At 67.5% G+C, this 19,543-nt stretch carries 16 protein-coding genes; 11 read left to right on the top strand and 5 right to left on the bottom strand.

Translation table 11 applies throughout. From position 1 onward, the window contains the following. Positions 1-83: 83 nt before the first annotated feature. On the bottom strand, positions 84-941 hold the full coding sequence (locus ACIQ7H_RS11040; protein WP_395791361.1) for a hypothetical protein: 858 nt from the start codon (positions 939-941) through the stop codon (positions 84-86). Next, positions 934-3,546 carry an ATP-dependent chaperone ClpB gene (gene clpB / locus ACIQ7H_RS11035; RefSeq protein ID WP_395791359.1) on the bottom strand — a complete coding sequence of 871 codons (2,613 nt, stop codon included), beginning with the start codon at positions 3,544-3,546 and terminating at the stop codon, positions 934-936. Before clpB ends, ACIQ7H_RS11040 begins: the two co-directional genes overlap by 8 nt. A 215-nt stretch (positions 3,547-3,761) precedes the next feature. Here clpB and ACIQ7H_RS11030 point away from each other — a divergent pair, with 215 nt between their 5' ends. Both ACIQ7H_RS11030 and ACIQ7H_RS11025 read left to right on the top strand, forming a co-directional pair. Next, on the top strand, positions 3,762-4,532 hold the full coding sequence (locus tag ACIQ7H_RS11030; RefSeq protein WP_395791357.1) for a VOC family protein: 771 nt from the start codon (positions 3,762-3,764) through the stop codon (positions 4,530-4,532). A gap of 10 nt (positions 4,533-4,542) precedes the next feature. After that, entirely contained in the window at positions 4,543-5,226 is a 684-nt protein-coding gene (locus tag ACIQ7H_RS11025) for a helix-turn-helix transcriptional regulator (RefSeq protein WP_395791355.1), read from the top strand. Between the two features lie 4 nt (positions 5,227-5,230). Here the strand turns inward: ACIQ7H_RS11025 and ACIQ7H_RS11020 are convergent, their stop codons facing one another. Then, the gene (locus ACIQ7H_RS11020) at positions 5,231-5,731 is read right to left on the bottom strand and encodes a hypothetical protein (protein WP_395791353.1); all 501 of its coding nucleotides are present in this window, start codon (positions 5,729-5,731) and stop codon (positions 5,231-5,233) included. Between the two features lie 706 nt (positions 5,732-6,437). On the opposite strand from ACIQ7H_RS11020, the gene ACIQ7H_RS11015 reads away from it, so the two are divergent. Genes ACIQ7H_RS11015 through ACIQ7H_RS11000 form a run of 4 tightly spaced genes read left to right on the top strand, consistent with a single transcriptional unit; the run spans position 6,438 to position 10,240 of the window. Beyond that, on the top strand, positions 6,438-7,436 hold the full coding sequence (locus ACIQ7H_RS11015) for a sulfate ABC transporter substrate-binding protein (protein WP_395791351.1): 999 nt from the start codon (positions 6,438-6,440) through the stop codon (positions 7,434-7,436). After that, positions 7,426-8,274: a sulfate ABC transporter permease subunit CysT gene (cysT, locus tag ACIQ7H_RS11010; protein WP_395791349.1), complete on the top strand. Its 849-nt coding sequence runs from the start codon at positions 7,426-7,428 to the stop codon at positions 8,272-8,274. The genes ACIQ7H_RS11015 and cysT overlap by 11 nt, the downstream gene beginning before the upstream one ends. 10 nt (positions 8,275-8,284) lie before the next feature. Continuing rightward, a complete protein-coding gene (cysW, locus tag ACIQ7H_RS11005) occupies positions 8,285-9,172 on the top strand; it encodes a sulfate ABC transporter permease subunit CysW (protein WP_395791423.1) in 888 nt (295 codons plus the stop codon). Positions 9,173-9,181: 9 nt separating this feature from the next. Then, positions 9,182-10,240, top strand: coding sequence for a sulfate/molybdate ABC transporter ATP-binding protein (locus ACIQ7H_RS11000; protein WP_395791347.1), 1,059 nt, complete (start codon positions 9,182-9,184; stop codon positions 10,238-10,240). Between the two features lie 43 nt (positions 10,241-10,283). Here ACIQ7H_RS11000 and ACIQ7H_RS10995 read toward each other — a convergent pair whose 3' ends face one another. After that, positions 10,284-10,457, bottom strand: coding sequence for a hypothetical protein (locus ACIQ7H_RS10995; RefSeq protein ID WP_395791345.1), 174 nt, complete (start codon positions 10,455-10,457; stop codon positions 10,284-10,286). Between the two features lie 86 nt (positions 10,458-10,543). Here ACIQ7H_RS10995 and ACIQ7H_RS10990 point away from each other — a divergent pair, with 86 nt between their 5' ends. The 5 genes from ACIQ7H_RS10990 to ACIQ7H_RS10970 all read left to right on the top strand — a co-directional run bounded on the left by ACIQ7H_RS10990 (position 10,544) and on the right by ACIQ7H_RS10970 (position 18,703). Further along, positions 10,544-10,975, top strand: coding sequence for an RrF2 family transcriptional regulator (locus tag ACIQ7H_RS10990; RefSeq protein WP_395791343.1), 432 nt, complete (start codon positions 10,544-10,546; stop codon positions 10,973-10,975). A gap of 281 nt (positions 10,976-11,256) precedes the next feature. Further along, positions 11,257-12,639, top strand: coding sequence for an FAD/NAD(P)-binding protein (locus ACIQ7H_RS10985; RefSeq protein WP_395791341.1), 1,383 nt, complete (start codon positions 11,257-11,259; stop codon positions 12,637-12,639). A gap of 141 nt (positions 12,640-12,780) precedes the next feature. Continuing rightward, positions 12,781-16,389: a M36 family metallopeptidase gene (locus tag ACIQ7H_RS10980; RefSeq protein ID WP_395791339.1), complete on the top strand. Its 3,609-nt coding sequence runs from the start codon at positions 12,781-12,783 to the stop codon at positions 16,387-16,389. 1 nt (position 16,390) lies between these two features. After that, positions 16,391-16,813: a hypothetical protein gene (locus tag ACIQ7H_RS10975; RefSeq protein WP_395791337.1), complete on the top strand. Its 423-nt coding sequence runs from the start codon at positions 16,391-16,393 to the stop codon at positions 16,811-16,813. A gap of 117 nt (positions 16,814-16,930) precedes the next feature. Next, entirely contained in the window at positions 16,931-18,703 is a 1,773-nt protein-coding gene (locus ACIQ7H_RS10970; protein WP_395791335.1) for an ABC transporter transmembrane domain-containing protein, read from the top strand. Positions 18,704-18,800: 97 nt separating this feature from the next. On the opposite strand, the gene ACIQ7H_RS10965 is transcribed toward ACIQ7H_RS10970, so the two are convergent. Then, the coding region (locus ACIQ7H_RS10965; RefSeq protein ID WP_395791333.1) for a malate dehydrogenase at positions 18,801-19,543 on the bottom strand (743 nt) is incomplete at its 5' end.

The following is a 19,543-nucleotide window of genomic DNA, read 5'->3' as shown; positions in this document are numbered from 1 at the left end:
GTCAGGTTTTCACGATCATGAAACCCGCAGCCGCGTGAAGCTGGCGGCAGCTTCATAGCCGCGCCCTGCCGGGGTGGTCGACTTCAGCGCACCACGGCGGGCCGCTCAAGCCCGGCCGCGCGCAGCCGCTGTGCGAATTCTTCGGCATCGAGTCGTCGCTCGATCATCGCTGCACCGACCTCCTGCATCGAGGCCAGCCGATCCAGACTGGGCGATTCGCGCCCGCGATAGTCGTGCAGGGCGAGAGCAATTGCGCCTGCCCGCGGAGCGCGCGCGTAGAGCGCCCTCACCGTACGCAGGGCCATCAGCAGGCTCAGGTCAGGGCCGGGATGCTGGCCGTCCTCCGGGTCCAGCCACGCCCAGTCGGAATGCATCGACAGCAGCTGCGGGAAGTCGCCCAGGCCAATATGCAGTGCACCGATCTGCCGGGCCAGTTCGGCCTCTTTGGCCACCAGCTCCGCGGCGGAACCGGTGTGCTGACGGTAGACGCCGAGCAGCACCGCGCGCGCGCCGGCAGCACGTGCGGCTTCCGCCAATTCGGCGTGGGCGGCGTGGGAGGTTTCGCAGCTGAAACCGAACTTGAGCATGCCGGGGCTACAGCTCAGGCCGCCGCCAAACTCCTGCAGCACCAGTGCGCTGTAGCGGCCGCTGGACAATTCGCGCTGGACAAGACCGAGCTTGGCGTGGTGACTGATATGCGCACCGCCGCGCGCCAACATCTCGGCCTCGACCCTGCGCCCGAGCGCCATCGAGGCCAGCTGGGCGAACTGCCCCGGCATATCGTTGTAGTAGATCAGGCTGTTGCCGACGAACAGCACCCGCTCCGGCGGCGGCTTGATCGCCTTGCCGCAGGCGCTGAGCAGCACCGCCGATGCCGCGCCCGCGAGCAGACCGCGCCGGCTCAGACCCGGCGCGGCGAACTCGTCGACGCACTCAATCATGTCGAAACACCAGCGCACCGCCCTGAGCGTCAACCCGGATCAGATCGCCAGCGGTATAGGTCCCGGACAGGATCGCCGTGGCCAGCGGGTTCTCCAGCTGCTGCTGAATCGCACGCTTCAGCGGCCGTGCGCCGTAGACCGGATCGAAGCCGCTGCTGCCGAGCAGGTCCAGCGCGCTGTCGGAGAGCTCGATCCTGAGCTGACGCTCGCCCAATCGTTTCGCCAGATACGCCGTCTGGATCCGCGCGATCTCGCGGATCTGGCTGCGGCCCAGCGGATGGAACACCACCAGCTCGTCGAGACGGTTGATGAACTCGGGCCGGAAGTGCGCCTGCACCACGCCCATCACCGCCGCCTTCATCTTGGTGTAAGCCTCGGCCGCCGCGGGCCTGTCATCGGTGTCCAGCACGCCATCACCGGCAAGCTCCTGGATCATCTGCGAGCCCAGGTTCGAGGTCATCACGATGACCGTGTTGCGGAAGTCGACCGTGCGGCCTTGGCCATCGGTCAAGCGACCATCGTCGAGCACCTGCAGCAGCACGTTGAACACGTCCGGGTGCGCCTTCTCGACCTCGTCGAGCAGGATCACGCTGTAGGGCCGCCGACGCACGGCTTCGGTCAGGTAGCCGCCCTCTTCGTAGCCGACATAGCCGGGCGGCGCGCCGATCAGGCGGGCGACAGAGTGCTTTTCCATGAACTCGCTCATGTCGATGCGCACCATCGCATCGGCGGAGTCGAACAGGAATTCCGCCAGGGCCTTGCACAGCTCGGTCTTGCCGACGCCGGTCGGGCCGAGGAACAGGAAACTGCCGTTGGGACGGTTGGGATCGGACAGGCCCGCGCGCGAACGGCGGATCGCATCGGAGACGGCCTTCACCGCCTCGCCCTGGCCGACCACGCGGTGGGTCAACACGTCTTCCATCCGCAGCAGCTTGTCGCGTTCGCCTTCCAGCATCTTGCTGACCGGAATGCCGGTCCAGCGGCTGACGACCTCGGCGATTTCCTCCGCCGTCACCTTCTGCTGCAGCAGCTTGAAGCCCTTCTGCTCGGTATCCGCCGCCGCCTGCAGCTGGCGCTCCAGCTCGGGGATACGGCCGTACTGGATCTCGGACGCACGTGCCAGATCCTGATGCCGGTGCGCGGCCTCCAGTTCGTTCTTGGCCTGCTCGATCTGTTCCTTGATCTTGGTGGTGCCCGCGACTGCCGCCTTCTCTGCCTTCCAGATTTCTTCGAGATCGGAGAACTCGCGCTCAAGACGTTCGATCTCGGCCTGCAGGTCCGCCAGGCGCTGCTTCGATTCGTCGTCCTTCTCCTTCTTCAGCGCCTCGCGCTGGATCTTCAGCTGGATCAGCCGGCGCTCCTTGCGGTCCATTTCCTCCGGCTTGGAATCGATCTCCATGCGGATGCGCGAGGCCGCCTCGTCCATCAGATCGATCGCCTTGTCGGGCAGCTGACGGTCGGCGATGTAGCGATGGGAAAGCGTGGCCGCAGCGACGATCGCCGGGTCGGTGATCTCGACGCCGTGATGCACCGCGTAGCGTTCTTTGAGGCCACGCAGGATGGCGATGGTGTCCTCGACGCTGGGCTCACCCACCAGCACTTTCTGGAAGCGACGCTCGAGCGCGGCGTCCTTCTCGACGTACTTGCGGTACTCATCCAGCGTGGTCGCGCCGATGCAGTGCAGCTCGCCGCGGGCCAGCGCGGGTTTCAGCATGTTGCCGGCATCCATCGAGCCTTCGGCCTTGCCGGCGCCGACCATCGTGTGCAGCTCATCGATGAACAGGATGACATTGCCTTCCTGCTTGGACAGGTCGCTCAGCACCGCCTTCAGCCGCTCCTCGAACTCGCCGCGGAACTTGGCGCCGGCGATCAGCGCGCCCATGTCGAGGCTCAGCACGCGGCGGCCGCGCAGTCCTTCAGGCACCTCGTTGTTGATGATGCGCTGGGCCAGACCTTCGACAATCGCGGTCTTGCCGACGCCGGGCTCGCCGATCAGCACCGGGTTGTTCTTGGTCCGACGCTGCAGTACCTGGATGGTGCGGCGGATTTCTTCATCGCGGCCGATCACCGGATCGAGCTTGTTGCTCTCGGCGCGCGCGGTCAGGTCGATGCAGTACTTCTCCAGCGCCTGGCGCTGCTCTTCGGCGTTCTCCGACTGAACTTTCTCGCCGCCGCGCAGCTTTTCGATACCAGCCTCGATACGCGCACGCTCGCCGCCCACGGCTTTCAGCAGGCTGCCGATGTCGCCCTTGTCGTCGACACAGGCCAGCACGAACAGCTCGCTGGCGATGAAGGCATCGCCGCGCTGCTGGGCCAGTTTGTCGGTGAGGTTCAACAGCCGCGTCAGATCATTGCCGATGGCGAGGTTGCCTTCCTGCCCTTTGACCTTGGGCAAACGGTCCAGCACCTCGCCCAGGCGCGTGCGCAGCGCGGTCGCATTCACCCCGGCCTGCTGCAGCAAGGGGCGCGTGCTGCCGCCCTGCTGATCGAGCAGGGCGCTCAGTACATGCGCAGGTTCGAGCATATTGTGGTCACGGCCGACGGCCAGCGACTGGGCGTCGGCAAGCGCCTGCTGAAAGCGCGAGGTCAATTTGTCCATGCGCATGGGAACACCTTCGTTTGCGAGGAGTGCCGGCGATCCGGCGATCTGCCCTTAATGAGGCTGTGAAATCGGCGTTCAAGAGCAAACCCGGACTTTTCGCACTGGCGCCCGATCGTGGGCGCGATGCGCCTCGAACGCTGCGGCTGCAGCACTGCTGACATTCCGCTGTCAGTAGGGCACACCCAAGCTGGGCTCCCCAACACGGCAGGAGAGCCGCCATGCAGCAGGATGTTATCGAGCAGGTCAGTTTCAATGCGCGCAATGCTGAGGCCGATGCACAGATGGCCGAGGTGGCCTGGGCGGCGCAGGCGGCGATCGAGCGACTGCCCGGCTTCGTCAGCCGCCAGTTCGGCCGCAATGAGGACGGTGGCTGGGTCGATGTGGTGCGTTGGAAATCACTGCAGGACGCGAAGCACGCCGCCGAGCATGCGGGCCGCGAGCCGGCCATCGCGGCGTTGTTCGGACTGATCGACATGCAGTCGGTACAGATGCGGCACTACGCCGCACCGGCGCCGGCCTCGCTGTGGAGCCGGCAGCCGCCGGCGCGACGCGCCTGTCTCAGCCTGAGTCTGGCCGACTTCGCGCCGCTCCGGCGATTCTATGAGCGCCACTTCAACGCCCGCGCTCTGTTCGAAGCCGAGGTCTATCTGATCCTGCAGCTGGGCGGCCCGCTGGCCCCCGAGCTGCACGTGATGCAGCTCTGCGAAGCCCAGGCGCCGTTCAACGGCCAGGGTCTGATGATGAACATCGAATTCGACGAGGTCGATGCGCTGCACGCAGGCATGGCCGCCGCGGGCGTGGAGATGCGGATGCCGCTGGAAGACCACCCCTGGGGCGATCGCGCGTTCTCCTGCGTCGACCCGGCGGGGCTGGAGCTGTACTGCTACAGTCCGCGCCCGATGGCCGCCGAGTACACCGGCGGCCTGCGTGAACCCTGGCGGCTGGAAGTGCCGGCCGCACACGAGCGCGAGGACGCAGTCTCCGCATGAGCCCTGACGCATGAGCCGCCGCGCCGATCGCCTGTTCCGCCTTGTCCGCCAGCTGCAGATCCACGGTCGCCGCACCGCGGCCGAGCTGGCTGCGGTTGAAGAGGTGTCGGTGCGCACGGTGTATCGCGATCTCGATGACCTGTCCGCGTCGGGCGTGCCGATCGTTGGCACGCCCGGCGAGGGCTATCGGCTGAGTCCCGGGTGGAAGATGCCGGCACTACGCTTCGACATTGAGGAAATCGAGGCCCTGATGCTCGGCCTTTCGATCTCGGCCGCCTGGGGCGACAGTGAGCTGGCGCGGGCGGCACGCTCGGCCCGGGACCGCATTCTCGATGCTCTGCCCGCCGCGCTGGCCGCAGGCGCGCAGGCACTCGCCCTGCATGTTCCCGACTTCCACATCGACCCCGCCACGCGGCGCTGGCTCGGCCCCCTGCGCTTGGCCTTGCGCGAACGGCGCAGCCTGCAGTTCGACTACGCCGACGTCGAAAGCCGACCCAGCTCGCGCCAGGTCGATCCCTTGGGTCTGTTCTTCTGGGGCGACCGCTGGACTCTGGTTGGCTGGTGCCATCTGCGCACCGATTTCCGGCATTTCCGGGTTGATCGCATCCAGCGCCTGGACAGCGGAGACCCCCAACCGGACTGGCCTGCCGGGCGTCGTCTTGAGGATTATCTGCAGCGGGTTCGCGCCTGCTGAGGCCTCACAGAACCTTGCGCAGCTCGGCTTCCAGTTCCTTCAGTCGACGCGCGCCGGCGGTGCTGGTTTCGATACAGCGTTTCCACTCCTGCAGGCTGTCGCGCAGCACGCTGCTGTCGGTCGCCGCCTGGACTTTCTTCATCAGATCGGGGTTTGCGTACTGGCCGACGAAGGTGATCAGGGTGTTGATCATGAAGTTTTTGGCCATCTCGATCTGCTTCGGCGTGCGTGGCTCGGCCGGCCAGCCCGGCTCGGCCGAGGTCGCGCTGGGTGCGACAGCCGATGTCGCCACGGGCACGCCCCCGGGCCAGACCACACAGCCACAGGCGATCAAGGCTTCCAACAGCGGACCGACCTCGGTCTTGCCCATCAGTTGCTGCAGATCTGCAGCGGTGCGCTGGCCATCGATGAAGATCAACAGACGCCGCGCAAGCGGGCTCAAGCCGTGCGCGCGTGCTTCAAGTTCGGCGACGCCCTCGGGCGTTTTTCGTGGAGCGCTGGACATACCTTCCCCTGCAACTTGGACAGCTGAATTCGTTTCGGCGGCGAGACCCGAGGCCCGTCGGCCGCGACACCTTAGCCGACCTCCGCGGCGGCGATAAGCCCGCCGATGCGAGGTCGGCTCCACCGCCGCCGTGCAAAGTCTGGATTGCCTACGCGGACAAGACTCGCTTGCGTGGCGGGTTGTCGATAATTCGCGCCGAACCTGTAGGCTTATGACCCGAAAGGCATGAGTGCCGCCAATGCATCGCTTCACACCAGCACTCCTCTTGAACAACGCTGCCGTTCGGATCAGCCGCCGGAGTGTTCGCGATGTCGATGCAAAGCCCGTACCGACAGCAACAAGGGTCGCCACCCTTGGCGGTGAGCGGAACGCTGGGCTCTGGCCTGTGGCTGGATGCAGCGCCTGCCCCCGCGAATCGGTGCGAACCGATCGAGCTGCCAGTTGGAGCTGAAGCGTCGCGGCGACCGCTGGGGTTCAGCACGCCAGACATTGTCCGCGCCGAACTGAACGCAAGCGCCGCGCGGCTCGCGCCACGTAAGAGCGCGGCGCAGGCACCTCCAGCTTGAGCGATTCCCTAGAGGACCCAGCATCGATATCGCGCTGACCCGCTTCGAAGCTGCCGCTGCCGGTGCGAATCTGAGAGACCAAGCGCGCACTGTTCTCTCGCATCCAAGTCAGCTACTGATTGATTTCCAAGGAGTCCGCCATGCGCAGCTTAGTCCTTTTCACCGCACTCGCGATGTTCGGCCTCGGCACCGCCCAGTCCCAGCAGCAGACCCTGCTGAACGTGTCTTACGACCCGACGCGAGAGTTCTACCGCGAATACAACGCCGAGTTCGCCCGTCATTGGCAATCGCTGCACAACCCGGAGCCCGAGATCCGGACCAGTCACGGCGGCTCGGGCAAGCAGGCGCGCTCTGTCATCGATGGGCTGGAGGCAGACGTGGTCACGCTGGCGCTGGCCTATGACATCGATGCGCTGGCCGAGCACGGCCGACTGCTCGATCCGGGCTGGCAGCAGCGGCTGCCGCACAACAGTGCGCCCTACACCTCGACCATCGTGTTTCTGGTCCGCAAGGACAACCCGAAGCAGATCAGCGACTGGGGCGATCTGGTCAATGACGGCGTCGGCGTCATCACCCCCAACCCCAAGACCTCGGGCGGCGCGCGCTGGAACTACCTGGCCGCCTGGGCGTTCGCGCAGCGCCAGAACAACGGCGACGAGGCCCAGACCCGCACATTCTTGGCGAGCCTGTTCAAGAACGTGCCGGTGCTCGACACCGGCGCCCGCGGCTCGGTGACCACCTTCGCCCAGCGCGGCATCGGCGATGTGCTGTTGACCTGGGAGAACGAGGCCTTTCTGGCGCTGAAGGAATTCCCCGACGCCGGCTTCGAGATCGTGGTGCCCTCGCTGTCGATCCTGGCCGAGCCGCCGGTCGCGGTGGTCGACAAAAACGTCGACAAGAACGGCACCCGCGCGCTGGCCGAGGCCTTTCTGCAGCATCTGTACTCGCCCGCCGCGCAGGCGCTGGCCGCCAAGCATTTCTACCGCCCCAGGCTGCCCGAGCACGCGGCCGCCGAAGACCTCGCCCGTTTCGCGCAGACCGAGCTTGTGACCATCGATGCCGAGTTCGGCAGCTGGGCCAATGCCCAGCGCGCCCACTTCGGCGACGGCGGCGTGTTCGACCAGATCTATGCGGACTGACGCCCTGCCGCTGCCGCGCATCAAGCCGCGCCGGGCCCTGCCCGGCTTCGGCTTGAGCCTTGGCTACAGCATGATCTGGCTTGGCCTGATCGTGCTGATTCCGTTGTCCGCGGTGTTCCTGAAAACGGCCGGGCTGGGCCTTGAGGGCTTCATCGCCAAGATCGGCGACACCCGCACCCTGGCCGCGCTCAAGCTCAGTTTCGGCACCGCGCTGCTGGCCGCGGCCATCAGTACCGTGGCGGGTCTGCTGATCGCCTGGGTGCTGGAACGCTATCGCTTTCCGGGGCGGCGCTTCTTCGATGCCCTGGTCGACCTGCCCTTCGCCCTGCCGACCGCCGTGGCCGGCATCGCGTTGACGGCGCTGTATGCCCCCAATGGCTGGATCGGCCAGTGGCTGACTGCCATCGGAATCCAGGTCGCCTACACCCCGCTCGGGATCGGGCTGGCCCTTGTATTCGTCGGCCTGCCCTTTGTGGTGCGCACGGTGCAACCGGTGCTGGCCGAGGCCGAACGCGAGCTGGAGGAAGCCGCAGCAACCCTCGGCGCCAACAGCTTCCAGACCGCTGTGCGGGTGATTCTGCCGAGCGTGCTGCCGGCCGCGATCGGCGGGTTTGCGCTGGCGTTCGCGCGCGGCGTGGGCGAGTACGGCTCGGTGATCTTTATCGCCGGCAACCTGCCACGGGTCAGCGAGATCGCGCCGCTGCTGATCGTGATCCGGCTGGAAGAATTCGACTACGCCGGTGCGGCAGCCATCGCCACCACGATGCTGTTGCTCAGCTTCGCGATTCTGCTGGCGGTGAATCTGGTGCAAGCTCGGATCAGTCGCCGTGGACGCTGAGACCGCGCTGATGCACATACCCCAATCGCGCCCATCGGCGCAGTCGGCCCCTGCGATCACCACTGCGCAGATTGGCGCACGCCTGCTCCGGGCACTGTTGATCGGCGCCGCGCTGCTGCTGCTGATCGGGCTGATCCTGCTGCCGCTGATCGCGGTGTTCGCCGAAGCCTTGCGCAACGGTCTGCCGGCATTCCTGAAAGCCTTTGAAGACCCGGACGCCTGGCATGCGATCAAGCTCACATTGATCGTCGCGGCGATCGCGGTGCCGCTCAACACCGTGTTCGGCGTGGCCGCCGCCTGGCTGATCGCCAAGCACAGCTTTCGCGGGCGCAGCCTGCTGCAAAGCCTGATCGACCTGCCGTTCTCGGTTTCGCCGGTGGTGGCGGGCCTGGTGTTCGTGCTGATTTTTGGCGCCCAGGGCTGGGGGCTGGGGCCGTGGCTGGCCGAGTACGGCATCAAGGTGCTGTTCTCGCTGCCCGGGTTGGTTCTGGCCACCGTATTCATCACCTTCCCGTTCGTGGCCCGCGAGCTTATCCCGCTGATGGAAGAGCAAGGCAAGGATGCCGAGGAAGCCGCACTCAGCCTCGGTGCGAGCGGCTGGCAGAGCTTCTGGTATGTGACCCTGCCGAACATCCGCTGGGCACTGATGTACGGCGTGCTGCTGTGCAATGCGCGGGCGATGGGCGAATTCGGCGCGGTCAGCGTGGTGTCCGGCCACATCCGCGGCCAGACCAACACCCTGCCCCTGCAGGTCGAGATTCTCTACAACGAATATGCCTTCACTTCCGCCTTTGCGCTGGCCGCGGTATTGGCCGGTCTGGCCCTGGTGACGCTGGCCCTGAAGTGCTTCCTCGAATGGCGACACGGCGACGAGCTCGCCGCCAACCGCCGCCACTGAGCCCCTGCCATGACCGACATCGATCTCCACGGCGACGCCCTCAGCCTTGAGGGCATCCACAAACGCTACGGCGCTTTCCAGGCGCTGTCCGATATCCAGCTGAACATCGAGGCCGGTGAGCTGGTTGCCCTGCTGGGGCCGTCCGGCTCCGGCAAAACCACCCTGCTGCGGATCATCGCCGGCCTGGAGCAGGCTGATCGCGGGCGGCTGAAGTTCGGCCCGCGCGACGCAGCAGATCTCAGCGTGCAGGCGCGGCGGGTGGGCTTCGTGTTCCAGCACTACGCGCTGTTCAAGCACATGAAGGTCGCCGACAACATCGGCTTCGGCCTGAAGGTGCGACCGCGTGGCGAGCGCCCGGACACCGCATCGATTCGCGCGCGGGTCGAGCGCCTGCTTGATCTGGTGCAGTTGCCTGGTCTGGGTGATCGCTACCCTAGCCAGCTCTCGGGCGGCCAGCGTCAGCGCGTGGCGTTGGCGCGGGCGCTGGCGATCGAGCCGCGCGTGCTGCTGCTCGACGAACCCTTCGGTGCCCTTGATGCCCGCGTGCGCAAGGACCTGCGCCGCTGGCTGCGCGAACTGCACCAGCAGACCGGCGTGACCACGGTTTTCGTCACCCACGACCAGGATGAAGCGCTGGAGCTGGCCGACCGTGTGGTGGTGATGCGCGACGGCCGCATCGAGCAGGTCGACACGCCCGAACAGGCCTATGGCCGGCCGGCCACACCGTTCGTATTCGAGTTCCTGGGCGATGCGGTGAAGCTGAGTGCCGAAGCGCGCGACGGCCAGATCGTTCTCGATGGCGTACGCCTTGGCCCGGCCGCCAGCCCGCGGGTCGGCACGGTCGAGCTGCACCTGCGGCCGAATGCGGTCAGCCTTCTCGATGTGCCCGCCGACGACGCCGTGCCGGTGGATGTGCTGGCGAGCCAATCCACCGGTGCCCGCCACCGCCTGCGCCTGCGGCTGGCGCAGAGCGGACAGCAGCTCGATGTTGAGGTGGATGCGACGCGCTCGCGGGCCGCCAACGGCGCACGGCTGCACCTGCGCTGCGCGCAGTGGCAGGTGTTTTGAGGCCGGGAATCGGAAATCGGAAATCGAGAGTTGTGAGCCGGCGCTAGCCGAGGCTCCACAGCTGCGGAATCAGCAGCCAGCACACCGCGCACACCAGCAGCTTCAGCGGCAGGCCGAGGCGTACGCCGCCCGGCACCACGATAAGCGCGGCCAGCGGGGCCGCCTGCGGCAGCTGTAGCAGGCCCAACGCGGGCAGCAGCACTGCACTCAGCGCCACCAGCGCCACCCACAGCCGGCCGCGCGCGTGGCTGGCGCGGCATACTCTCGCAGTCTGTCCATCCGGTCGCGGTCTGCATGCTGTCGATGAAAGCCAAATACGCCCTGCGCGCGCTGTGTGTCCTCGCCGACCCCGAGCACGGCCTGGTGCCAGCCCGGGTGCTGGCAACCCAGGCCCTGGTGCCCGAGAAGTTTCTCGAAGCGATCCTGGTCGAGCTGCGCAACGCCGGCCTGGTGCAAAGCAAGCGCGGCCTGCTCGGCGGCCACAGTCTGGCGCGGCCGGCCAGCGAAATCGGGGTCGGCGACATCATCCGCTGCATCGACGGCCCGATCGCGCCGCTGCGCTGCGCCAGCGTCACCGCCTACGCACCTTGCGAGGACTGTGTCGATCCGCACAACTGCTCGATCCGCGACCTGATGGCCGATGTGCGGGTCGCGATGTGCGAAGTGCTGGACCGGCGCTCGCTGGCCGAACTTGCCGAGCGCGCCAGCAGCGGCCGCGAGTCGTTGCTGGTATAGGCCGGATCGACTCCTGACGACGGTCAGGCGGGCCGGATGCGACCGGCACGAAAGCCTCCAACATCTACTTAAGCCAATGATTTAATTCACTTAAACCACCCCATCTGACGCAAGCGGTTGGCACTGGTCAAATATCCTACTTGAATGATAGAAATTTAACGTGCGCTAAACACAACACGAGTCAATCGCTGTCAGCCTGTACGCAATGCTGTGTCGCCACCGGTTCGTTCGCCCGGTGGCCATGGCGCGTGGCAGACGGACTTTCATTGAGGACCTGCACCATGCACATCGCCATCGTCGGCGCCGGCTTCTCTGGCGCGGCTCTGCTCAGGCAGCTGATCGACCTGCGCGCCCCGGTCACCCGCGTCAGCCTGTTCGGCAGCGCGCCCGACTTCGGCCGCGGCAGGGCGTACAGCCCGCCGGGGGACCTGCATCTGCTGAACGTGCGGGCGGCCGACATGGGTATGAGCCCGGACTGCCCCGGCGAGTTCGCCGACTGGCTGGAACTCGCCGGCAGCAACCGCGACAGCTTTCTGCCACGCAGCCTGTACGGCGACTACTTGCAGCACGCGCTGCAGAACAGCATCGAGCGCAGCCCGTTCGCGGTGGAGCGCATCGCGACCGAAGTGAGTTCGATCACCCCGACCGGCGCCGGTTTCCGCCTGCGCATCGGCGAAGCTCGACAGATGCATGCCGATGCGGTCGTTCTGGCGCTGGGCAGTCTGCCGCCACAGCCGCTGGCGGGAATCGCGCCGGCGCTGCGGCGCAGTGCCGCCTATGTGGAGGATCCCTGGGCGCCAACCGCGCTGGACGGGATCGCACTCGACGCCGATGTGGTCATCGTCGGCACCGGCCTGACCTGCTTCGACCTGCTGCAAACCCTGCACGCGCGCGGCCACCGCGGTCGCGTGCGGGCGATCAGCCGGCATGGTCTGCTGCCGCAGCCGCAGACCCTGCGCCGCGGCGCGCCGCATGTGCTCAGTGCCGCCCTGCAGGCGCAAGTGCACCAGCCCGACCTTGCCGGCCTGACCCGTGCCCTGCGCAGCGCCTGCGAGGCCGCGCAAGACTGGCGCGGGATCATTGATGCCCTGCGTCCACATTTGAGCCGGCTCTGGCGTGGCCTGGGCCAGACCGAGCGCGCGCGCTTCATGCGCCATCTGCGCAGCTACTGGGAAGTGCATCGCCATCGCCTGCCGCTGCAAAGCCACAGCCAACTGATCGACTGGCAGCGCAGCCGCTGGCTGAGCGTCAGCGCCGCGCGTCTCGAAGGCGCGCACGTGAAGGGCAAGCGCCTGCAGCTTGAAGTGCGCCCGCGCGGCGCCGCACTCAGCGAGACCTGGCAGGCCGACGCGCTGGTGCGCGCCACCGGCCTCGACACCGACGCCGCGCGCACGCCTCTGCCGCTGATCAAGCAGCTGCTCGACGACGGCTGGGTCGGCGCGGACCCGTTGGGCCTGGGCCTGAAGTCCGACGGCGGCTTCGGCCTGCTGAACCGGCTCGGGCGTCGCTCGGAGGGTTTGTACGCACTCGGCCCGCTGCTGCGCGGCGAATACTGGGAGATGACCGCCGTCCCCGAGCTGCGCATCTCGGCGCAGGTACTGGCGACCGAGCTGGCGGCGTGTGCGGTTGAAGCCCAGCCTGTTGCTGCGCAGCACCTGCGCTAGCGCCTTGCTGCACAGGCGATTGATCGGGTCCCGTTGGTTCAGGGGCACCGACAAGCCTGGGGCGGCGGCCTGCCGCGGGGCGACACGGAATCTACGCCTGCGCCCTCAGGATGACGGCACCCCCACGCAGGCTGCATCCTGATGCGTATGCCCGTCCTCCTCAGACACACGCTATCGGCGATCTGCGTGCTCAGCTTCGTCTGCGCGGGGTACGCCCGGGCGCAGGCCGGCAGCCTGGCGGAGTTCGATGCCCGCACCAGCGGCGTGCCGGCAAAACTGGCCACGACTGCGGCCGCGCAATCAGAACACTCTCCTCGGCTGCGCTTGTTGCCCTGGACTGCATCGACGCCGGTCGCGTCTGCAACCGCTGCGATCAACCCGCTGCAGCGGGCGCGCGAACTGCTGCAGTCGCCATCGGCACCGGCCCGATCCGTTGGCGCGCAACAGTTGCGCCTGCATGACCTGCAGCGTCTGCCGGGCGGAGCACATCTGCTGCGCTTTGTGCCCGAGCGCGCCGGAGTGGAGATTTTCGGCGAACGGATCAACCTGCTGCTGGACGCCGACGGCCACGCGCGCGCTGTCAGCGGCGGCGGCTCCGGTGACGCTGCGAGCAATCTGCGCGCCGCATCCAGCTGGGCGCTGGATGCAGGTTCCGCTGCCAGCGCCGCACTCTCCGACTACGGCTTCGTCGCGGGAAACCTGAAAGGTGCCTGGCAGATCGAAGCCGACCCGACCGGCCTGCGCGGGCCCTATCTTCGTCTGCAGCTGCCGGCCTTGCTGACGCGCTCGGCCACGGGCGCCGAGCTGCACGCCGGCCCGCGGCTGAAGCGGGTATGGTTCCGCCGCGCCGGCACCCTGCGCCCGGCCTGGTATGTGGAGACCGCTGTGGTGCCTTCGCACGGCCCGGTACGCGCGGAGCATTACGCGCAAGTGATCGATGCCGCCAGCGGCGAGCTGCTGCTGCGCATGAACCAGTCGGCGCACCAGTCGTTCCGTTACCAGGCCTATGCAGAGCCCCACGGCGCCCTGCTGCCACAGCCGGGGCCGCAGGGCCGACTCGATATGCCACATCCCACGGCACAGCCGGATGGCTACGTGCCGCCGCTGAATCTGCCCGGCAGCGTCGAACTCTCATTCGCGCCGCTGTCCGACGTATGGCCCAGTACGAGCTATGCGGACCGATGGCTCGGCCCGCGCGATGGATCGACCAAGGGCAACAACGTGGATGTCTATGCCGACCTGGTTGAGCCCGATGGCTTCAGCCCCGGCGACCTTCGCGCGCGCCTGACCGCCGCGGGCGAGTTCATGCCCGGCTACGACCTCAGCATCGAACCCGACAAGAACAGCGCCCAGATCGAGGCCGGCATCGTCAATGCGTTCTACCTGGGCAATTACCTGCACGACTGGTTCTACCTGGCCGGTTTCGATGAGGCCGCCGGCAATGCGCAGGACAGCAACTTCGGTCGCGGTGGTCTGGAAGGTGATCCGCTCAAGGTCGAGACCTTGGACTTTGCAGGCGTCGACAACGCCAGCATGGTCACGCTTGCCGACGGCGAATCCAGCCGACTGCAGCTGCTGCCCTTCCGCGGCCCGTGGGCCGCCGGTCTGCGCCCGCCCGCGCCGGCGCCCGAAATGCGCGTGCAGATCGCCACCTTCGGTCCGACCACTTATGCGTTGAGCGCGCCGCTGGCCGCCGGCCTGGATGCCAGCGGCGACGCGCTGGACGGATGTCAGCCGCTGCTGGACGCGCACGCCGGGCAGATCGTGCTGCTCGATCGCGGCAGCTGCACTTTCGTGCAGCAGGCGCTGAACGCGCAGGCGGCCGGCGCATTGGGCCTGGTGATCGCCAACAACCAGGCTACGGGCTACCCCGGCATGGACGGCGCGCTGGAGGGCGTGCTGATTCCGGCGCAGGGCGTGAGCCAGGCCGACGGCCTGCTGCTGCGCGAGCAACTGGCCGCGGCGGCGATCTCAGTCGAGATGCACGCGCGCCGGCTGCCGCGTCGCGACAGCGCGATGGATGCCGCGATCGTGGTGCATGAATGGGGCCACTTCATCAGCAATCGTCTGGTCGGTGATGCGACTGGATTGTCCAACCATCAGGCCCGCGCGATGGGCGAAGGCTGGGCCGATTTCCACGCCCTGCTGATGCTGGTCCGGCCCGAGGACGCGCTCAGCCCGCAGGGCGCGAACTTCAGCGGCAGCTACGGCGTGATGAACTTCGTCAGCGCCGGCCTGTTCCCCTCATTCAGCCCCAACGCCAGCTACTTCGGTATCCGCCGCTTTCCCTACTCGACCCGGCGAGAGATCAACCCGCTGAGCTTCGGACTGATCTCCAACGCGGCCAGCATCCCCGACAGCGCACCGCGCTCGCCGGCCGCACCGCCCAACAACAACGCCTCGGTGCACAACGCCGGCGAAGTCTGGGGCAGCCTGCTGTGGGAGTGCTATGCCGGCCTGCTGCGCGACACGCTCGGGCCGGCGCCGCGGCTGTCCTTCGTCGAGGCACAGCGGCGCATGAGCGAATATCTGGTCGCGGGCTACAAGCTGACCCCGAACGCACCGACCTACACCGAAGCCCGCGACGCCCTGCTGGCGGCGATGGCGGTGTCCGACCTCGACGACCTGAGAATTTGTGGCAGCGCGTTCGCCAGCCGTGGCGCCGGACTGCGCGCGAAGTCGCCCAGCCGCGCGAGCTTGAGCCTGCAGGGCGTGCAGGAGAGCTTCGTCGAAGGCGGCGACCTCGCCGTCGATGCGCTGGAACTGATCGAAACCGACAGCTGCGATGCCGATGGTGTGCTCGATGCAGGCGAACAGGGTCTGCTGCGGCTGCGCCTGCGCAATGCCGGCAGTACGCCGTTGGGCAACAGCTCGGTGGTGGTCGAGTCTCCCTCCCGTCGATTGAGCTTCCCCCAAGGCGACAGCCGCGTGCTGCCTCCGAGCCTGCCGCTGCAGCAGTTCGAGATCGAGCTGCCGGTGGTGCTCGGCCCGGGCATCGGCCGCGAAGCGATCACCTTCATCGCAACGCCGAACGACCTCGCGATCGACTTCGACACCGGCATCGCAGGCAGCAATGCGTTTGCGGTCGACTTCGACACCCGCTACCAGGTCAGCCGCAGCGACCGCTTCGACGCCGCCGAACTGGCCTGGGCCACCGCGCTGGATGAAGGCCTGGAGCCTGAGCTTGCGCAGTGGCGGCGGCAGCCGCTCAGCGCGCTGCAGGCCGTGGTGGTCGGGCCTGGCTTTGGCAGCGAAGGCACCTCGTGGTTGATCTCACCGCCGCTGCAGGTGGCGACGGATGCCGACCTGGTGGTCGAGTTCGACGCCCGCTACAGCTTCGAGGCTGGCAGCAGCAGCTGGTACGACGGCGGCGTGATCGAGCTCAGTACCGATGGCGGAGCGAGCTGGCGCGATGTCAGCGAGGTCGCGGTGCTCAGCCCCGACTACGGCGGTGCGCTGTCGGACTGCTGCGACAACCCGCTGAGCACGCGTCGCGCCTTTGTCGGCAACAGCCCCGGCTGGCCGCAGGCGTTCGTGGACCACCGGATCGACTTCGGCCGCGCGCTGGCCGGCTTGAGCGTGCAGCTCCGTTTCGGTGTCGCCACCGATGCCGCCGTAGCCACCGTCGGCTGGGAAATCGATCAGGTGCGGGTGAGCGGCATCGGCAACACGCCCTTCCCGCAGGTGGTTGCGGACGCCACAGCGTGTACCCTCGGCGGCATCTTCGGCGATGGCTTCGAGCCCAACTGACATGAGCACCCCCGCACGCTACCGTCCCCGCCCCGAGATCTGGCTGCTGGCCGCGGCCGCCGTGCTGCTGCTGGCGCAGGCTGTGTTCCATCTGTTGGCCTACGCGCGGCTGGACGCCGGCCTGGTCGAACTGGCCAGCCTGCCGATGCAGCTGGCCCTGCCCGATTTCAACGTGCTGCGCGGCGCCTGGGTGCTGTACGCCGTGCACCTGTTGATCGCCGCCCTGCTCAGTGCCGCCTGCGCGGTTTCGCCGAGTCGCTTCGGACGCGGTCTGCGGGTGGCGCTGGCGCTGTGGATGAGCCTGGACGCCAGCGTGCTGCTGTGCTTCGTCGGGCTGTTCCTCGGCAGCATCCTGATGGCCCTGGCGGCACTGCTGCTGATCATCGCCGCGCTGTGGCCGATGCCGGGCGCCGATCCCGCCTGAGCGCAGCGAACCGCACCGTTGCAGACATCGATCGCTACTGCCGCCCGGCGCGTGCGTCGTGGTCGCGGCCAAGCGGCTAGACTGCGCGGTCTTTCCGCCGCCTGAGATTGATCACGGATGAGCACTGAGGCCCCCGCGAAACCCACCGGTTTTTCAGCCGTCACGCCGCTGCGCCGACTTTGGCCGTTCGTGCGTCCGTATCGCGGACTGGTCGCCCTGTGGCTGGGCGCGCTGGCGCTGTCGAGCGTGGCCACGCTCAGTCTGCCGGTGGCGGTGCGCTTCATGATCGACCGCGGTTTCGCCGGGGAAGACCCCGGCGCGGTCGACCGCTGGTTCCTCGGCCTGCTCGGCGTCGCCGTGCTGCTGGCGGCGGCGACCGCCGCGCGCTTTTTCTTCGTCAGCCTGCTCGGCGAGAAGGTGATCGCCGATCTGCGCCGCAGCCTGTACGGCCATCTGCTGCGGCTGGACATCGAGTTCTTCGAGCGCACGCGCTCGGGCGAACTGGTGTCACGACTGTCGGCAGACACCGAGCTGCTGCGCACGGTGGTGGGTTCCAGCGCGTCGGTGGCGCTGCGCAGCTTTCTCACGTTCGTCGGCAGCAGCGCTGCGCTGGCCTGGACCAGCCCGCGCCTTGCCGGCTTTGCCGCGATCGGTATCCCGCTGATCATTCTGCCGATCGTGTTCTTCGGCCGACGGGTGTCGAAGCTGTCGCGCGAAGCGCAGGATCGCGTCGCCGATGCCAATGCCCGCGCCAGCGAAACCCTCAATGCGATCCACACGGTGCAGAGCCACGCCCGCGAAGCGCATGAGTCCGAGCGTTTCAGCGGTGCTGTCGGCATCGCACTCGCTGCAGCGCGGCGGCGCATCGGCACCCAAGCCGGGCTGACCGCCGCGGTCATCGTGCTGATCTTCGGCGCGATCACGGCGGTGCTGTGGATCGGCGCCAAGGACGTGATCGCCGGCACCATGACCGCCGGCTTGCTCAGTCAGTTCGTGCTGTATGCGGTGATCGGCGCCGGCTCGGTCGGCGCGCTGACCGAAGTCTGGGCCGAGGTGCAGCGCGCCGCCGGCGGCATGGCGCGGATCAATGAGCTGTTGGGCGAACAACGCAAGATCACCGCACCCGCAGAGCCGCTGGCACTGCCCGCACCGGTCAGCGGTCACATCCACTTCCACGCGGTGGGCTTCCATTACCCGAGCCGGCCGGACACCGCCGCGCTGACCGACTTCGAGCTGGAAATCCGGCCCGGCGAAACGGTCGCGCTGGTGGGGCCGTCGGGCGCCGGCAAAAGTACCGTGCTGCAGCTGCTGCTGCGCTTCCACGACCCGGACTCCGGGCGGATCGAGATCGATGGCGTCGAGCTGCGCCAGCTCGACCCGCAGGCCCTGCGCGAGCACATCGCACTGGTGCCGCAGGCGCCCCTGCTGTTCGGCGCCGATGCGTGGGACAACCTCCGCTACGGCCGGCTGGATGCGAGCGAAGCCGAAGTGATCGAGGCCGCACGAAGCGCCGAAGCGCACGACTTCATCAGCGCCCTGCCTGATGGCTATCGCACCTTCCTCGGCGAGCGTGGCGTGCGCCTGTCCGGCGGCCAGCAGCAGCGGCTGATCATCGCCCGTGCGCTGCTCAAGAATGCGCCGATCCTGCTGCTCGATGAGGCCACCAGCGCACTGGATGCGCACAGCGAACGCGCGATCCAGCAGGCGCTGGAGCGGCTGATGCACGGTCGCACCACCCTGGTGATCGCGCACCGGCTGGCGACCGTACGCCGCGCCGACCGCATCGTGGTGCTGGACGCCGGACGCATCGTCGCGCAGGGCACGCATGAGCAGCTGATGGCACAGGGCGGCCTGTATTCGGAGCTGGCGCGGCTGCAGTTCGTCGCCTGAACAACTGAGCCGGGGCATTCGAAGGCTCTGGCCCCGAAAAACCACGGGCGGCCCCGAGGCCGCCCGTGGTGTCAGATCGAGACTCACCGCTGGGCGATCAGCCCAGCAGATGCGCCACGCCGGCGCGCTCTTCTTCCAGCTCGTTCAGCGTGAAATTGATGCGCTCCCGCGAGAACTCGTCAATCGCCAGGCCCTGCACGATCTCGTACTTGCCATTCGTGCAGGTGACCGGGTAGCCGAACATCACGTCCTTCGGAATGCCATAGCTGCCATCCGACGGAATGCCCATCGTGACCCACTTGCCATTGCTGCCCAGCACCCAGTCGCGGATGTGGTCGATGGCGGCATTGGCCGCCGAGGCCGCCGAGGACAGACCGCGTGCCTCGATAATCGCGGCGCCGCGCTTGGCCACCTTGGGAATGAAGGTCTCGCGGTTCCAGGCTTCGTCGCCGATCTTGTCCTTCAGCGATGCGGAGCTCGCGGTGGCGAAGCGGTAGTCGGGGTACATGGTCGGGCTGTGGTTGCCCCACACCACCAGCTTCTCGATGTCGGCCACGGCAACGCCGGCCTTGATCGCCAGCTGGCTCAGCGCGCGGTTGTGGTCGAGACGCAGCATCGCGGTGAAGTTGTTCGGGTTCAGATCCGGCGCCGACTTCATCGCGATGTAGGCATTGGTGTTGGCGGGGTTGCCGACCACCAGCACCTTGATGTCACGCGAGGCGACGGCATTGATCGCTTTGCCCTGCACGGTAAAGATCTCGGCATTCTTCAGCAGCAGATCCTTGCGCTCCATGCCCGGGCCGCGCGGCATCGCACCGACCAGCAGGGCGACGTCGGCGT

Origin of the sequence: Aquimonas sp. (assembly GCF_044377145.1) — a bacterium.
Lineage (GTDB): Bacteria > Pseudomonadota > Gammaproteobacteria > Xanthomonadales > Xanthomonadaceae > Aquimonas.
The sequence above is the reverse complement of the archived record's forward strand: the minus strand, read 5'-3'. Positions and strand labels throughout refer to the sequence as shown.

What these genes read in the sequence shown, in the direction of transcription:
- ACIQ7H_RS11040 (WP_395791361.1), bottom strand. Translation starts at nt 941, where the DNA reads ATGATTGAGTGCGTCGACGAGTTCGCCGCGCCGGGTCTGAGCCGGCGC.
- clpB (WP_395791359.1), bottom strand. Translation starts at nt 3,546, where the DNA reads ATGCGCATGGACAAATTGACCTCGCGCTTTCAGCAGGCGCTTGCCGAC.
- ACIQ7H_RS11030 (WP_395791357.1), top strand. Translation starts at nt 3,762, where the DNA reads ATGCAGCAGGATGTTATCGAGCAGGTCAGTTTCAATGCGCGCAATGCT.
- ACIQ7H_RS11025 (WP_395791355.1), top strand. Translation starts at nt 4,543, where the DNA reads ATGAGCCGCCGCGCCGATCGCCTGTTCCGCCTTGTCCGCCAGCTGCAG.
- ACIQ7H_RS11020 (WP_395791353.1), bottom strand. Translation starts at nt 5,731, where the DNA reads ATGTCCAGCGCTCCACGAAAAACGCCCGAGGGCGTCGCCGAACTTGAA.
- ACIQ7H_RS11015 (WP_395791351.1), top strand. Translation starts at nt 6,438, where the DNA reads ATGCGCAGCTTAGTCCTTTTCACCGCACTCGCGATGTTCGGCCTCGGC.
- cysT (WP_395791349.1), top strand. Translation starts at nt 7,426, where the DNA reads ATGCGGACTGACGCCCTGCCGCTGCCGCGCATCAAGCCGCGCCGGGCC.
- cysW (WP_395791423.1), top strand. Translation starts at nt 8,285, where the DNA reads ATGCACATACCCCAATCGCGCCCATCGGCGCAGTCGGCCCCTGCGATC.
- ACIQ7H_RS11000 (WP_395791347.1), top strand. Translation starts at nt 9,182, where the DNA reads ATGACCGACATCGATCTCCACGGCGACGCCCTCAGCCTTGAGGGCATC.
- ACIQ7H_RS10990 (WP_395791343.1), top strand. Translation starts at nt 10,544, where the DNA reads ATGAAAGCCAAATACGCCCTGCGCGCGCTGTGTGTCCTCGCCGACCCC.
- ACIQ7H_RS10985 (WP_395791341.1), top strand. Translation starts at nt 11,257, where the DNA reads ATGCACATCGCCATCGTCGGCGCCGGCTTCTCTGGCGCGGCTCTGCTC.
- ACIQ7H_RS10980 (WP_395791339.1), top strand. Translation starts at nt 12,781, where the DNA reads ATGCGTATGCCCGTCCTCCTCAGACACACGCTATCGGCGATCTGCGTG.
- ACIQ7H_RS10975 (WP_395791337.1), top strand. Translation starts at nt 16,391, where the DNA reads ATGAGCACCCCCGCACGCTACCGTCCCCGCCCCGAGATCTGGCTGCTG.
- ACIQ7H_RS10970 (WP_395791335.1), top strand. Translation starts at nt 16,931, where the DNA reads ATGAGCACTGAGGCCCCCGCGAAACCCACCGGTTTTTCAGCCGTCACG.